This window comes from Haladaptatus sp. DYF46 (assembly GCF_021083305.1).
GTDB lineage: Archaea > Halobacteriota > Halobacteria > Halobacteriales > Haladaptataceae > Haladaptatus.
The window spans coordinates 62,016-75,837 of sequence record NZ_JAJFAY010000003.1 but is presented as its reverse complement, the minus strand read 5'-3'; the positions used below and the strand labels follow the sequence as shown (position 1 = coordinate 75,837).

14 protein-coding genes and 1 pseudogene are annotated in these 13,822 nt (G+C 54.5%); 5 read left to right on the top strand and 10 right to left on the bottom strand.

Going from position 1 to position 13,822, the window contains the following annotated elements; all coding sequences use genetic code 11:
- Window positions 1-67: 67 nt before the first annotated feature.
- The 3 genes from pdhA to LJF34_RS16475 form a co-directional block, all read right to left on the bottom strand.
- The gene (pdhA, locus tag LJF34_RS16485) at window positions 68-1,186 is read right to left on the bottom strand and encodes a pyruvate dehydrogenase (acetyl-transferring) E1 component subunit alpha (protein WP_231186398.1); all 1,119 of its coding nucleotides are present in this window, start codon (window positions 1,184-1,186) and stop codon (window positions 68-70) included.
- Between the two features lie 1,056 nt (window positions 1,187-2,242).
- Window positions 2,243-3,445 (bottom strand): MFS transporter, encoded by a 1,203-nt coding sequence (locus LJF34_RS16480; RefSeq protein ID WP_231186397.1) that lies wholly within the window; start codon window positions 3,443-3,445, stop codon window positions 2,243-2,245.
- Window positions 3,446-3,653: 208 nt separating this feature from the next.
- The gene (locus LJF34_RS16475; RefSeq protein WP_231186396.1) at window positions 3,654-4,247 is read right to left on the bottom strand and encodes a hypothetical protein; all 594 of its coding nucleotides are present in this window, start codon (window positions 4,245-4,247) and stop codon (window positions 3,654-3,656) included.
- 333 nt (window positions 4,248-4,580) lie between these two features.
- Between LJF34_RS16475 and LJF34_RS16470 the strand changes: the two genes are divergently transcribed.
- A complete protein-coding gene (locus LJF34_RS16470) occupies window positions 4,581-4,817 on the top strand; it encodes a hypothetical protein (RefSeq protein ID WP_231186395.1) in 237 nt (78 codons plus the stop codon).
- Between the two features lie 57 nt (window positions 4,818-4,874).
- On the opposite strand, the gene LJF34_RS16465 is transcribed toward LJF34_RS16470, so the two are convergent.
- Both LJF34_RS16465 and LJF34_RS16460 read right to left on the bottom strand, forming a co-directional pair.
- Window positions 4,875-5,810 (bottom strand): ArdC-like ssDNA-binding domain-containing protein, encoded by a 936-nt coding sequence (locus LJF34_RS16465; RefSeq protein ID WP_231186394.1) that lies wholly within the window; start codon window positions 5,808-5,810, stop codon window positions 4,875-4,877.
- Window positions 5,811-7,164: 1,354 nt separating this feature from the next.
- On the bottom strand, window positions 7,165-7,467 hold the full coding sequence (locus LJF34_RS16460) for a hypothetical protein (RefSeq protein ID WP_231186393.1): 303 nt from the start codon (window positions 7,465-7,467) through the stop codon (window positions 7,165-7,167).
- Between the two features lie 154 nt (window positions 7,468-7,621).
- Here LJF34_RS16460 and LJF34_RS16455 point away from each other — a divergent pair, with 154 nt between their 5' ends.
- The 3 genes from LJF34_RS16455 (at window position 7,622) to LJF34_RS16445 (ending at window position 9,935) form a co-directional block, all read left to right on the top strand.
- Window positions 7,622-8,317, top strand: coding sequence for a nucleotidyltransferase domain-containing protein (locus tag LJF34_RS16455; RefSeq protein WP_231186392.1), 696 nt, complete (start codon window positions 7,622-7,624; stop codon window positions 8,315-8,317).
- Window positions 8,310-8,609 carry a hypothetical protein gene (locus LJF34_RS16450; RefSeq protein ID WP_231186391.1) on the top strand — a complete coding sequence of 100 codons (300 nt, stop codon included), beginning with the start codon at window positions 8,310-8,312 and terminating at the stop codon, window positions 8,607-8,609. Before LJF34_RS16455 ends, LJF34_RS16450 begins: the two co-directional genes overlap by 8 nt.
- A 120-nt stretch (window positions 8,610-8,729) precedes the next feature.
- Complete coding sequence (locus LJF34_RS16445; RefSeq protein WP_231186390.1) at window positions 8,730-9,935, top strand: transposase; 1,206 nt, start codon at window positions 8,730-8,732, stop codon at window positions 9,933-9,935.
- Between the two features lie 297 nt (window positions 9,936-10,232).
- On the opposite strand, the gene LJF34_RS16440 is transcribed toward LJF34_RS16445, so the two are convergent.
- The 3 genes from LJF34_RS16440 to LJF34_RS16430 form a co-directional block, all read right to left on the bottom strand.
- Window positions 10,233-10,892 (bottom strand): helix-turn-helix domain-containing protein, encoded by a 660-nt coding sequence (locus tag LJF34_RS16440; RefSeq protein WP_231186389.1) that lies wholly within the window; start codon window positions 10,890-10,892, stop codon window positions 10,233-10,235.
- Between the two features lie 40 nt (window positions 10,893-10,932).
- On the bottom strand, window positions 10,933-11,211 hold the full coding sequence (locus LJF34_RS16435) for a hypothetical protein (RefSeq protein WP_231186388.1): 279 nt from the start codon (window positions 11,209-11,211) through the stop codon (window positions 10,933-10,935).
- 65 nt (window positions 11,212-11,276) lie between these two features.
- On the bottom strand, window positions 11,277-11,483 hold the full coding sequence (locus LJF34_RS16430; protein ID WP_231186387.1) for a hypothetical protein: 207 nt from the start codon (window positions 11,481-11,483) through the stop codon (window positions 11,277-11,279).
- A 231-nt stretch (window positions 11,484-11,714) separates the two neighbouring features.
- On the opposite strand from LJF34_RS16430, the gene LJF34_RS16425 reads away from it, so the two are divergent.
- Window positions 11,715-12,782 carry a MarR family transcriptional regulator gene (locus tag LJF34_RS16425; RefSeq protein WP_231186386.1) on the top strand — a complete coding sequence of 356 codons (1,068 nt, stop codon included), beginning with the start codon at window positions 11,715-11,717 and terminating at the stop codon, window positions 12,780-12,782.
- A gap of 40 nt (window positions 12,783-12,822) precedes the next feature.
- Here LJF34_RS16425 and LJF34_RS16420 read toward each other — a convergent pair.
- Window positions 12,823-13,083: pseudogene (locus tag LJF34_RS16420) on the bottom strand (hypothetical protein); the annotation flags it as partial.
- A gap of 399 nt (window positions 13,084-13,482) precedes the next feature.
- Window positions 13,483-13,809, bottom strand: a complete 327-nt coding sequence (locus LJF34_RS16410) for a ribbon-helix-helix domain-containing protein (protein ID WP_231186384.1) — start codon at window positions 13,807-13,809, stop codon at window positions 13,483-13,485.
- Between the last annotated feature and the right edge of the window lie 13 nt (window positions 13,810-13,822).

Genomic DNA, 13,822 nt, shown 5'->3' with positions numbered 1-13,822 from the left:
CGACGTTCCCCTTTTCGATATACGTGCTGTGACGATGACGAATGGCGTTTTTATGCGCGGGAGGATCTCACTCGTCCTGTAACAGCGCGTCATCGCCGTACGTCCGACGAAGCGAGCGTAGATACTCGCGCTGATTCCGAAGCCGATCGGTCGGTTCGGCGAACGTATAGTCGAACATCTCATCCGGATCGGCATCGTGTTCCTCCACCGATTCGATCAGATGTGCGAGCGTATCATCGATTTCGGAATCGATACGGTCGATTTCGGCGTCGTCGAGGCGATCCGTGTCGCGGAGGAACGTCTCGAACCGATCCAGTGGATCACGCTGACGCCAGCGTTCGACGTCCGCTTGGTCACGATAGACGGAGGGGTCGTCGGCAGTCGTGTGTGCGCCGAATCGATACTGAACGGCTTCGATCAGCGTCGGACGTGGATGACCTTCGGTCGGGTGGGTCGCCTTCTCGCGAGCGGCTTCCGTTACGGCGTACATCGCGAGCGGATCCATGCCGTCGGCCTGGACGCCTTCAAAACCGTAGGCATGCGCTTTCTGTGCGAAGGTTGCGCTGGCCGTCTGACGCTCGACGGGGACGGAGATGGCCCATTGGTTGTTGTTGCAGATGAACACCGCCGGAACGTCAAACACACCCGCGAAATTGAGTGCCTCGTGGAAATCCCCTTCCGACGTCGCACCGTCGCCGAAGTGAGCGACCGTCACGGCGTCATCACCTCGTAATTTCGCCGCCCATGCCATCCCGACCGCGTGCGGGAGGTGATCGCCGATGGTGATGTTGAGCGGCAGGATGTTCTTCTCCGCGAGTGCCGCGTTTCCGTGTTCGTCACCCGCCCAGTACAGTACGTACTCCCACGGGAATCCTCGTGCGACAACAGCGCCGTGTTCGCGGTATTGGTACGAGATGATGTCCTCGTCGGCCAATGCGTACGTCGAGCCGATCTGTGCACCCTCCTGGCCGGCCAATGACGAGTAGGTTCCGAGACGACCCTGTCGCTGTAAACTGATGACGCGCTCGTCGAACCGACGACAGAACCGCATATCGCGGTACATCGCGACGAACGTCTCATCATCGACGTCGGGCACGAGTTCCGGTGTGACGACGTGGCCGTCCGCGTCTAAAACTTGGATTCGATCGGTTGGATCGCGTGATAGTAGTTCGGCTGTGTGTGTCATTATCGCATACGTTGCTCGACCGGTCACAAGAAACGTAGGGTCGGTAACGGCAGAAATGATCGTGTAATTTCGACCACAAACGAAGTAGCCAGTATTCGCGCTGCCTTCGGTAGATTTCTCACCGATAGGCGCCGAGACAACTACCGTACTCAGGAGTATCGTACGATGCCAGTTTGAATTATGTCAATCCAGGAGTAGTCAGTTCCTCGTTTGTCAGCACCCAACTAACGTATTCTGTCGAATAGTTGTATAGAAACAGCCAGTGAACCGCGTCTGTTGGGTCACAAAATGGACTAGTTCGCGGTTGTCCGCACCGTCATCAGTTCCCAACTCGGTGCTCATATCACTAGCTACGAACTGGTGGGACGAGTAGTTACCCTAGGGTAGCTACTCCGGAGTAAATTCCCATTTCTCACTCGATAAGGTTGAAGTTAGTATGGTCTACTAACGTACTGCTGTTCGACTCGTTACTCCTCTCTGGCCGGCTACTTGTGTCGGAATTTCTCGTTACCACCACATTGTGCTCCAAGCGATTTCTAGATGAGGATGGTGTAGTCACTCCGAACGGTTACAAGATAGTCCTCGATCGTGAATCACACCTCAATATCACTCTTTTCGACGTGCTTGCTTCGATAATCTCTTCGAGCGCATCTGGATTCACCTGTTCGTACAGCGAGAACGTGGTTTGACCAGCTGCTGGGTCAAACACATCGATGAGTACGTCGACAACGTCGGTACCAATCTCTGGACGCGATGCTTTGGGATCGATCGTCTTGAATGCGACTAAAATCAAATTTTGTGCTTACGGTACCTCCTTTATGCCCTCGACCATGGGTCCATATACACTCACACAGTCCATAATAGAGCCACGAGAACCCCGGAGACCACCAGTACAGTGTCCCTATTAGGTTGCACGCCCGGACTGGTCGGTCGTAAGCGACGCAGACAGTGGATCAATCGTGCTCTGACCAATGCACTCGACATTCAGCATACTTGCTGAAACCACTCTGGTAGCCATCAGACCAACCCAATCAACTACTATCAGAAGACACTCACTTAAGTGGGCTCGGGTGCGCGTAGCGCTAAGAGGACACCAATGAGGGCGACCCCACCGGCGACGAAAAACGCCGGGCCATAGCCTGCGCGGTCGATGATGGTGCCGGCGGCGATCGGTGCAGCAAACGCGCCCAGCAGGCCGACGCTCGTTAGCAACGAAACAGCCGTAGTCTGCACCGTCGCCGGCACGAGTTCAGCGATATACGAAAAGAGCAGTCCAGTAACGAGCTGGATAGCAAAGCCGACGACGACCACTGCCCCGCCAACGAGCCCAAGTCGGGAGATAAATGCGAAGGCGACGACTGCTGGTGTGGCAACGACGAACGACGACACTACAACGGGGCGACGTTTTCCGCTGAAAACGCGGTCAGAGATGACACCGCTACTCGACCGTCCAATCGCTCCAATCGCCGGGAACAGCGCGGTCAGCAGGCCGCTCGCTGCCAGCGAGATGTCGAATCCGCTGACTAAGTAGCTCGGTAGCCACGTATTGACAAAGAGATACAGTGAGTAGGCGAGAAAGCAGAGCACACAGACGGTCCAAACCGCTTGATTAGTGAACATTTCGCGTAGCGCTGTTCGATCCGGTGAAGACGCATCAATCCCGGGAACGTGATGACGGGTAGCAAACAAGAAAATAGTGACACCGACAACGCCCATGGCGGCATACAGTGGGAGGATTGCAGGCCACCCAGCAACAGTTGCGATGAGGGGACTGCCGAATTGACCGAGTGCGAATCCAACGGGTGCGCTTGCGGTAAACACCCCAACGGCGGTCGCCCGCTGGCGCGGTGCAACGGCGCTTCCAACGACGTTCCCACCCGCGTTCCAGAAGATGACATACGCGATACCGCCGAGCACACGCGAGACGAGCAGCCAGAGAAACGCACCGGCAGTGGCCGCATACCAGCCCCAGACTCCCGCGACAACAAGTGCGACGGTGCCGAAGATGATTACCCGCCGCACCGAAAAGCGGTCGATGGCGATGCCAGCAGGGACGCTGGTGACAACCGCAGTCGCGTACATAATGCTGACGAGCCACCCTGCCGTACTCGCCTTGAGTTCGAGTGATTCTTGAATCACCGGTAAGACGCTTGCCGGAGCGATCTCATAGGCTGCAGCCGCCGTCGAAAGCACAAAGAAACCGATGAGCAGACCGAGCGTCTCGCGGTGAAAACTTTCTGTAGTTGGTTGGCCACTCACAGTCTATGTACTCGGTTCTCAGAGCATTGTCAAACCAGTTCTGTTTCTTCCATGAACACGAAATTCGAAGAGCCATGGGCACTCTGGTTTGCCAATCTGTGTTCGGGATGATTGTAACCAGATTGTTGCCGCTCATACAGGCCCGAACTCCGGCGTCTCCGAAACAGCCAAACCGTTCAGATATACTGATCATTTGCTATATTTGCCTTCAATCAGGTACGTTGATATCTCGGCGTTCCACACCCGCAAATGTGAGTACATAATCCGGACCGAACGCTTCACCGGGTGTTAGGAAGCCTGGTTTTGGTTCGTTGTCAAGGACACGGCGAGCTGATTCGACGGCAGTCTCTGCGGTCAGATCATATGTATCCGGTGTCTGTAAGTGTGCACTCGCCTGTTCACCGGTATCAGTTTCTACTTCTCCAACAATCCGCGTCACATTTTGTTCACGTTGTGCTGCAGTCGGGCCAGTGACCACGGTATCGATCAGGATCTTTAATATGTCTTGAACTGGTCTCGATCCGAGAATCTGTGAAAATCTCCCCGAGCGCTTCATCACCTCGAGAGCATGCTCAGTAATTGTCGCATACGTTTCGATGTTCGGAATATTCCTCGCGTAGAAAGCGGTTGAGACATCACCCCACGGCACTGTGACGGCCTTTTTAAGAATCCCGTCAAACGCAAACTCACGAGTCTGCCACGCCGGTAGAACGTCTCGTATCTTACCATTCTCGCGGACTGCACCCGGTCGATGCAGCCCCTCAACTATTGACTTCCCTGTACCCGGGGAGAATGTCTGCATGCTGTCGAGTGCAAGGCGTAAGCGAGTCGGGTTATCGACCTGATCGGCAAGATGTTTTTGAGCAAAAAAGCAAGAGTAGCATATCTAGCGAAGGTACTCTTCTGACGAGCCAGCGTTTCGTTTCACTTCCGCACCGGTTGGCTGACCTCTTTATCAATCGCCTTCGAAAAGAGGACTCCCGTCACCGTAACCCAGTGTTCGGCGTGGATCCAGTACCCCTACTACCCTTCTACGCCGTGTATTTCCCGTCCATCATGAGATCACTAATGAAGCGAGTGTGTGTCACATTGTCCCAAGGATTTACGTCGGTAGTAGGTGTCTTTGATTATATCAATGATTTCGAATCGGCGATCGCCACTCACACCACTTGCGCAAGAATCGCTTGAGACACTCGCAAACGCACTGCCGAGTGACGGAGAACTCACGTACGAGCAAGCGTACGCAACCCTCAAGGATCGTGAAGAGCTTGAGCAGCCAGCGGCCGAAGATATCATCGAACGACTCTACATGCGGGGCCACATCTACGAAGTCGAAGGAAAGCTCCGGCTGACTGATCACCGACCTGAATAGCGAGGATGTCCTCGGTCGTAAAGTCATATTCGGCACTCGAATTCGACGGTCCTACACTTACTCCCTTCTCTGTTTGACTACCTCGATAATTGTCGCTGCCGTCCTACGGATTCGTCCAAGCCGATCTTGAATCGCGTCCGAATCATCGTCCTGCCATGCTGCGAGGTAGAACGCTGAGCCACTCGTATCCAATCCGACGTACCGACCGACGATGTACGCGACGGCTTCTGCTTCGACCTCACGTTTTGATCGCTCACACTCATCGTCAACATCGAAATGTAGCAATGCGTGCGCGTATTCGTGGATGAGCGTCACAGCGAGATCCGCCTGATTTGCCCGTGCTTTTGCCTCCACGATGGGCTGGAGATCGTACAGACTCCGCTGTTTGCAGACGCCCTTCGCCTTGCCGTGTTCCCAGTCGTCAGCGTCGACGATACGAACCGTCACATCGAGCTCATTAGCTGCATCTTGGATGGTGGGCACGAGATCTTCAGCATTTCCGGTTGCTTCGGTCTCCAATTCGGGAAGTGGTTCGCCCTCTGTCTGAGATATATCGAAAACAGCTGCGGGTTTGAATCCGACCAGTCCTTTCGACCACGCTTCAGGCGGTAATTCGTCGTATTCACACTCGCTTTGCTCGTGGTAGCTCGGTGAATTTTCGCAGTCGGGACACTGCTTCGTGATGATGGGTGCCCAGATCCAGATTCCGCTTTCGCCTTCCTTGACGTGACGATCGAAGTCAGTTCGCCAGGTGTTGTACCCAGCGACCTTCGTCGCGTTTGGACATTGAAGCGTGATCAAGAGCGTGTTCCGATGGGAGTAGTCATGGAACTTCGACTGGACATCTAGCCACTCCTGGAATTGTTGACTTGCTCTCGCCTCGTCAGTCAAGGCAGTGAGGTCGTCGATCCAGTGTTCGATCGTGCTGTGCATTTCGTCACGTCGGGTGTCGAAGTCGTCGAACGACACCACAGAGGTAGTACTCTGAGCCATTGATTTTCGAACACGGACGCTTCTATCGAGCGCCCCGCACCCCTTGGGGGCCGAAAAAATTTCTAGTGGATTCGTTTGATACTGGCTAACTGTGTCTCTTCGGGCACTCCTGCCGACTCTGTCACACTGTGTGATTTAATATAAGATTGAAAAGTGGCCGAATTTTTTATTGCGTTGAATCAGAGAGGACAGATACGATGGCGCTCCCGGTAATAGTACGGCAGTGGCTCTCTTTGGATGAATCTGTCATTCTCGAATGTCGCCACTGTGGGACGTCACTCGACACGGCCGAAAATTCGTGTCCTACCTGTGGATCAACTGAAACCGTAGAATTCGATGTCTCCTGATTCCGTTTAAACGTGGCTTCCAGCACCAGCCGTGATTGTATATTGACATTGTTAGTAATAAATATAGTCCGCTGATATCTGTTTTCAGATATATGCTGAGAAAATTCTGTTGGATCGAAACGGTCACAGATGAGGGCCTTGCATATGCAACGAATAGACCGACTGATCGCCGACAACTATCATCTAGTAGAGAGAGGGAGAAACTGCTTCGACACTACTTCGAGATTGCTGAATCGCCCACATCCTCTAGAATGATTACAATGTCTGTACCACAGTCTAACTCAAACGGCACTGTCTAGATAAGGAAAACCAAGTGGCAGCGGCACAATTGGCGGGAATTTATGCACTAGTCATACATACTAATTTTTGAGATTTAGATCGACTGCACTGTGAGAAGACTGAATTCGATTGCTTCACCGAAAACCTAGTCATGATGAGACGAAGAGATTCGGTAGCTACTCATGGTAGAGACGTTGAAACGCCACTTTACAACAGAATCTCTTAACTAGACAGTGCCACTCAAACGAAATAGTTGAACAGTGCGAAAACTGTGCGGCGAAGACACCCCACAGTGTATCGGTCGAACTCGTCACGGAAAGTGACAAAAAGGAGAACGCTGCATTCTCACGAGAACCATATCGTATCACGGAATGCACCCAATGTGGGGCTGAAACCCGGCAGCGGATGAACGACGCCTGAACACGTTTCTTCGACCATGCATCAGCCACAACAAGCGATCCAAGGGAACGCCGGTCACAATGAGCGTCGATGTCGGAACTGTGGTTCATTTATAACACCGGAGTTCGCCCGTATTTTCGGGAATAACAACGACGAAGTGTTCGGCTGTCTCGAGTGTATGTCGGCAACAGCAGTCCGAAACGGTAATGCCCGCACCCAAACCACAGAAAGGTCTCTCAAGTAACGACCGTGAAACGGTTTGTTAACAGTGCGGTGTGACGATACGACGATTCGTCTGCTTCTGTTTTACACTCAGGCTAGCCTGACCCCTAGTAGTGGACATCCGCCGGGATTATCCACAGCTGTTCGTCAGCACTGAGTACATGATCGAGGTGTTCACGATTACGAATCGCATCGCCGAACTCGGTGTACAGGTAGAGTGATGGACCACGATACGCGCCAAGATTGTAGCAGGCGTGCCGAGCAAGATTCTTGTCGTGCATAAAATCGTCAGAACTGAACTCGTCGACTGCCGTTCGCACCCGGTCGAGATTCCGTTCGAACTCCTGTTTGGTTGCCGCCCACCCACGTTCTACAAGCTCCTCACCGTCGGCTGAATCAACTGGGGCCACGACTGGGAGTTCGCCTCCGCGCCCTCAAGGCGACGACAAACAGTGCTCTCTGACGAGGAATAGTGAAATCCCGTCGTTCAGTCCCAGTTGTCCTGCCCAGTAGTCCATCGCAAGATACTTTAAATACTGTGTTGTTAGAGCAAACGTGTTAGGTATGGCAAAACAGAATGGTTCGGACGACGAGACCACGAGGTCGAATGAGGGGGGAGCCATCCAGCTTCCAGTTCCGGCACCGAATCCGGAGTTGTTTCGACATAAAGCCACGAACGATATCCTCCGCCTGCTCCTCGACAACCCGTACGAGACTTTCACAATTCGGGAATTGAGCCGGCTCACCGAACACTCGACGTACTCCATCAAGAGTGCCGTCGATATTCTTGAGGACAACGGCCTCGTGACCGCAGAGGCCGAGGGAAATCGGCGTCCAGTCGGTATCAATCGGCCCAGAGTAACCAAGCCGGATGATCCAGTCCTTCGGATTCCACAGTCGGAGTTTCACGAGCCTATCCGAACGGCGCTCGACCGACTCCACACAGGACTGGACGACGTCCGAGGTGTCCTCGTTTTCGGGAGTGTCGCTCGAGGACAGGCGGACAGGCAGAGCGATATCGATCTGTGGGTGTTGGTGGAAGATTCACGCGGCGAGCAGCATCGGGCGAACGAGATCGCAACGGAACTCGGACAGGAACGGTTCGACGGGGAGCGATACGAGTTCCAAGTGATGGTTGAGTCAATTGAGTCGGCCCGCGGCTATGCCGACCGACTCACAGATATTTTCACGGATGCGATCACGCTCCACGAGAGCGAGGCATTCCGGGATCTCAAGGAGGAGGTGTTGACCAGTGCCTGAGGATTCATCGTCGGTTCTCGACGCGCTTGATCGAGCTGAGGATGCATTCGGCGGCTACACGACCGGCGCACCCGAGTACGAAGAAAACCTCGATCCGGAGGCGAATCAGCCGCCGGTTATACAGCTCCGAAAGGCGTGCCGACTCCTCGATGCGTGTCGCACCCTCCGTAAACACGATGGCTACCATACGAGCGTCATCGAGATGTCGTTCGCAGCCATCGAGCGGACCTTGGAATTCTATGCCCTATCTGCATCGAACGACTCGATCGACAACTTTCAGAACCATCTTTAAATAGCGAGGGAATCCCGGCCTTGAGGCCGGGCGGGAATCGCGTAAACTCCACTACACAACCGCTTCAATCAGCTATCCAACTCTCATGCTTTTATAATAGTTGGTGTTATATATGGAACTGTGATTCGACGTACCGTTGTTGTGAAATTAGCCGTTCCCGACGAGCGGCGCGACAATCTCCGCGAAACCACCGAGCGGTTCCGTCAAGCCGCTCAACTGGTCGCAGACCGCGCGTTCGAGCGCAACGACGACGGATACGTCATTACGTCGAAAACGAAGCTCCACCACCTCACGTATCAGCAGGTCCGCCAAGCCACTGACGGGCTGAACGCTGATCTCGTCTGTGCCGCCCGGAACTACGCGGCGGACTCGGTGAAGGGCGTCATATCGGCATGGCAGAACGGGAAGTACGCCACCCAACCCACGTTCACGGCAAACACCGTGGTCTACAACAAAAACGCGGTGACGTACCGCGACGACCACTGTACGCTTGCGGCGGTCAACGGGCGCGTAACAGCCGAGTACATCCTTCCCCCGGAAGGCGAGAACCCACAGACGACGTACCTGCGAAACGACGAGTGGGAGCTTCGGGAATCGACGCTTCACTACCGCGATGGCGAGTACTATCTTCACGTCGGCGTAGCCAAAGACGACGAGCCGCTGGATGCCGAGGGCGGGACGGTCCTCGGCGTCGACCTTGGCGTAAAGATGATAGCTGCTACATCGACGGGCTGCATGTGGTCGGGCGGCTACCTCAATCACCGACGTCGCGAATACGAGACGATTCGTGGCTCACTGCAACAGACTGGGACGGAATCGGCTCACCGAACTATCGACGGGATCGGCGACCGGGAAAGCCGATGGGCGGAAGACTACCTCCACCGTCTCTCGAAGGCCCTCGTTCAAGAAGCAAGAACTCACGACTGTTCTACAATCGCCTTCGAGGACCTCACCGATATTCGAGACCGTATGCCGGGCGCGAAAGCGTTCCACGCATGGGCATTCAGACGGCTCTACGAGTACGTCGAGTACAAAGCCACAGAGTTCGGGATGTCGACCACACAGGTAGACCCGGCGTATACGTCCCAACGGTGTTCAAAGTGCGGTCACACCGAACGTGGGAACCGCCCGAAACAGGAGCGGTTCTGTTGTCGAAAGTGCGGCTACGAGGCTCATGCAGACTACAACGCGGCAAAGAACATCGGAATAAAGCATGTCCACGCAGGGCAAAAGTCTCCGCGTGGACGGGCCAACCGTCAACTGGCCCTGAAGTCGGGAACGTTGAACGTGAGTGACGAGTTTTCGTCCGCCGAAGTTTCGGCGTGAACGGGAGTTCACCGACAAGCCCCGGCGTTTACGCCGGGGTAGTTGACACGCGAGCCTACGACCGTGCCGCGGCACTCGGTGTCTTCTCCGAGGAGACGGCTCGCCGTCTCCAGACGCTCTACACTGACAATCGATCGGCAGCGTATTATCGCGATACGGTTGCAACCGCTGAGCAAGCTGGAATGATGTTCGGTCTTGCTGTCACGATCCATGACCATGTGAAAAATTTCAGTCAGCAGTCATACGAGTGCTGCTGCAATAGTTAAACGTCCATAAAGAGCCTGTAGGGAATTCCAGTCAGTCCATGCGGTAGTTCGCATCAGTGTCGATGTCGTCGTACATCCGTCCGAGCATGTCGAGTGCTGATTCAAAGGTCGCGTAGTACTCGTTTGCGAACGCCACGGTTTCCTGGAGTGAGATGACGGGTCGTCCGTCGACCATCTCGGCCTCGATCTGTGACTGTGGTTCGAGGACGACCTGGATGGCGCCGTTGAGGTCATCGGCGGGCTGGCGTTTCTTCGCAGTCGGGATTCCGAACCGATCGAAGAACTCCGTCCAGGCGTCGACGTCGGACTCGTGGACGGCAATGAACAGCGGATAGTCCTCCGGATCGCGAGCAACTTGGTAGCCACCACGGGTCCAGACATAGATCGCATCGATGGCAATGAATGCATACTCCATACCCGCGAACTGCGGGAGAACATACGCTTCTGAGATCGACGGTGGCGAGATATCTGCTGTCGCAGTCAAAAACTCGAGACCGACGTCTCGAATCGTCTGATCGACGAGATGGAGGCCATTATCGTACGCGACGTACCCCGTTTCCTCAATGCGGTTCACAACACGGCGAATCGTCTCTCGATTCTCGTCGATTTTCCGTGCGACGCCGGAGATGGAATCTCCTTGATCAAGCGCGAGGATGACCTTGAGCTCCTTCTCACCACATACTTCGTACATCCTATAGTAGCACAATTCTGTGCAACACCCAAAAGAATTACTATTCGTGTGAGTCTGCTGGCTGGATCTGGCCAGCGTCTTCAGCGAAGTCGTGGATGTATTCCCGAAGCGTGTTCATGTCTTCCCGCGCCTCGTCTAGTGTTGTCGCCTTCACTTTGGCCCTGATCGTGTCCTGATCTCGCGTGCCAGTTCCACGAGAGAGCTTTACCGTGAGTGAAACACCGACGTCAGTCCGTTCGACGTACTCCGTTTCGGTTGATGACTCGTGATTTGGATTTGATTCAGCGTCCCTACTCGGGACTGTGCTGGTCTCAGTCATGTGTACTCTACGAGGGTCTTTGTCTGCCCCCGCACCCTTCAGGGGGCGAAAAAAGCTCTTATCGCTTACGTCGACCAGTTTTCTTCGTTAAGCACACCGTACGTGTGCTCCAATTCCGCCCACAAGTCGGCAATTTCGCTCCCCGAATTTGCTTCTATAATTCGTGTGCGGAGTTGCTCTACCTTGGTGGTTGATATCACTCCCTCGGCTTCACCAGCTTCAATGAGTTCGGTGAGCAGCTCAGTTTGGTAGCTGACTGCCTCTGAGTTCATCTCGCCTGTCCATTACGTAGTCAGCCTCAAATACGTTGAGGCCGCCTCTCCGCTTTCTTTCGTATCGAATCAGACGGTTCTGCTCACACATAAGACGACCGGGAGAAAACAGAAAATTCATAGTATGGTGCTCTCTACGAGCGACTATCTTGATTTCTACGTCTTTCTCTTTCGGAGTGGATCTCGGTGCTGTAACTGACAACCCAGCACCGCCAGTTGGAAAATCGACAAATGATTGAACACACGAACGTAGATGCGTTGCACGGACCAGCAAACGTCCTCGTCCTCACACCACTCACGCCGGACGGGCACCGAACGCATCTGAAACTTGTCGCGTCGGCGTCGGCAGATGAGATACGACTGGCCGCCGTTACCTACACACAGTCCCCACAACAATGGCTCGCAGACTGGCAGCGGCATATCGGATCACTCCCGCATGAGACTCATTTCATCCATGCGAATGGCATGGTGCACGCCGACGCCACTGCCGACCAGACGCCTGCCTCAGTGACGACCGAATTCGTTGATCCGACGGATCCGATGGAAATCATCGTCCCACTCAGCCAGCAGTTGCAAGCGTGGACGAACGGCGACACACAACGAGTCGTCTCGATGCAGACATTGACCATCCTCCTCGAATACATCGATTTCGACACCGCATTTCGGTATCTCCACGTTCTCACCCACCGCATACGGGCCGCCGGGGCAACTGGGTACTTCCAGGTGGATCCCGATATCCATGACCCGGAGACCATCAACACCCTCGAGTCGTTGTTCGATGTCGTCGTTGAGGTCTCTGATGGGAATGTCGAGTGGACCCTGACCTCTTCCAGTTCTTTGGATACGGAGACGACACTCATGAGCGAGACAACCGGCCCTTCCACTTCGAGGGAGGAGTCTGCCGGTGGCCTCCTCTCGACACTCCGAAGCGTGCTTTCCACAATGTTCGATGGAAATGAGTCGAACGACGACCAAGCAGACACACATTCTAGTGTTAATACTTCGACTGCAACGCCAACTGGCGACGCTGTGGCGGACCAGTCCTCGCTCGGGAGCTTGGTCGACGAGGATATGTTGACGGACGACGAGCGGATTCGGTCGTTATTGATTCAGTACAGGGGGCGGATGAAGCAGGCCGATATCACGGCAGAGGCTCCGTGGTCGAAATCGACTGTGAGTCGCAAACTCAGGACAATGGAAGAGGACGGAACAATCACGCGGGTGCAAGTCGGGCGGGAGAACCTCGTGTTCCTTGATGGCGCTGAACCAGACGCCGCGAACTCTCCGTTTGAAGCGTGAAGGTGGTCGATGGCAACGCGACGTTCTTCCTGGGGGGTGCTGGCTGAATCTGCCGTACGTCTGCTGCGAGGTCGCTGACGTACGCCCGCAGCGTCTCCATGTCTTCCCGTGCCTCCTCTAACGTTGTCGCCTTCATTTTGGCCCTGATCGTATCTTGATCGCAGGTGTCGATGCTGCGCGTGAGCTTCACGGTGAGTGAGACGCCGACGTCAGTCCGTTCGACGTATTCTGTTTCTGTTGATGACTCAGGATCCGGTTTCGACTCAGCTTCCGTTCTCGGTAGTGTATTGGACTCAGGCATGTGTTCTCCACGAAGGTCTCTGTCTTCCCCTCGTACCCTTCAGGTGGCGAAAAACGCTCTCCTCACTCGACTCGTGAGGGGGGATGTTGCTTCGTTTATGTTCGGCGGAGCAGGGCGCTCAAGCCTCATCCTTCAGGGAGGAGGATGTCACGGCGGAAGATGACGATCGTAGATGTTCCGCCGATGACCGACGGCTTCGACGATGAGAACGTCGTCGTTCCGATTCCACGTTATTATCGCCCGATAGTCACCGGCACGTAGTTTGTAGTACGGCCGGTGAGTTTCTCGAGTCGATGGGATGTCCAATCTTTTGCTTCGTCAAGTTTCTTGACCAACCGCTCTTGTGGTTCGGTTTCAAGTCCTTCGAGAAGTTCGAGCGCTTTCGGTGTCCACTCTATTTCAGTCATCGATACCGAGACGGTCCTTCATCTCATCGTGCGACAGCGTTTCATCACGCTCTCGCTGTTCACGGCTTTCAGCGAGGTGTTGCAGAGCTTCCTCGGACAACTGCGTTGGCGGATTGACTGCATCACGGAGTGCGTCGCGGATGAACTCGGATTTATTTGCATAGCCGCGCTCTTCCCATACCTCATCAATCTGGACGAGCAATGCCTGTGGAACCCGAACGTTGATTTTCTCCATCTCCCCGTCTGTTCCCGAATCGGTGTCTGTGCTTATATGCTGTGATACGCTTGTATCACAAAAAGAAGCTTCGGTTTCTGACACAGAAGATCTATCC

Excerpts from the sequence above, each read along its gene's own strand:
- LJF34_RS16440 (WP_231186389.1), bottom strand. The coding sequence starts at position 10,892 with ATGTACGAAGTATGTGGTGAGAAGGAGCTCAAGGTCATCCTCGCGCTT.
- LJF34_RS16430 (WP_231186387.1), bottom strand. The coding sequence starts at position 11,483 with ATGAACTCAGAGGCAGTCAGCTACCAAACTGAGCTGCTCACCGAACTC.
- LJF34_RS16455 (WP_231186392.1), top strand. The coding sequence starts at position 7,622 with ATGGCAAAACAGAATGGTTCGGACGACGAGACCACGAGGTCGAATGAG.
- LJF34_RS16465 (WP_231186394.1), bottom strand. The coding sequence starts at position 5,810 with ATGGCTCAGAGTACTACCTCTGTGGTGTCGTTCGACGACTTCGACACC.
- pdhA (WP_231186398.1), bottom strand. The coding sequence starts at position 1,186 with ATGACACACACAGCCGAACTACTATCACGCGATCCAACCGATCGAATC.
- LJF34_RS16475 (WP_231186396.1), bottom strand. The coding sequence starts at position 4,247 with ATGCAGACATTCTCCCCGGGTACAGGGAAGTCAATAGTTGAGGGGCTG.
- LJF34_RS16470 (WP_231186395.1), top strand. The coding sequence starts at position 4,581 with ATGATTTCGAATCGGCGATCGCCACTCACACCACTTGCGCAAGAATCG.
- LJF34_RS16435 (WP_231186388.1), bottom strand. The coding sequence starts at position 11,211 with ATGACTGAGACCAGCACAGTCCCGAGTAGGGACGCTGAATCAAATCCA.
- LJF34_RS16425 (WP_231186386.1), top strand. The coding sequence starts at position 11,715 with ATGATTGAACACACGAACGTAGATGCGTTGCACGGACCAGCAAACGTC.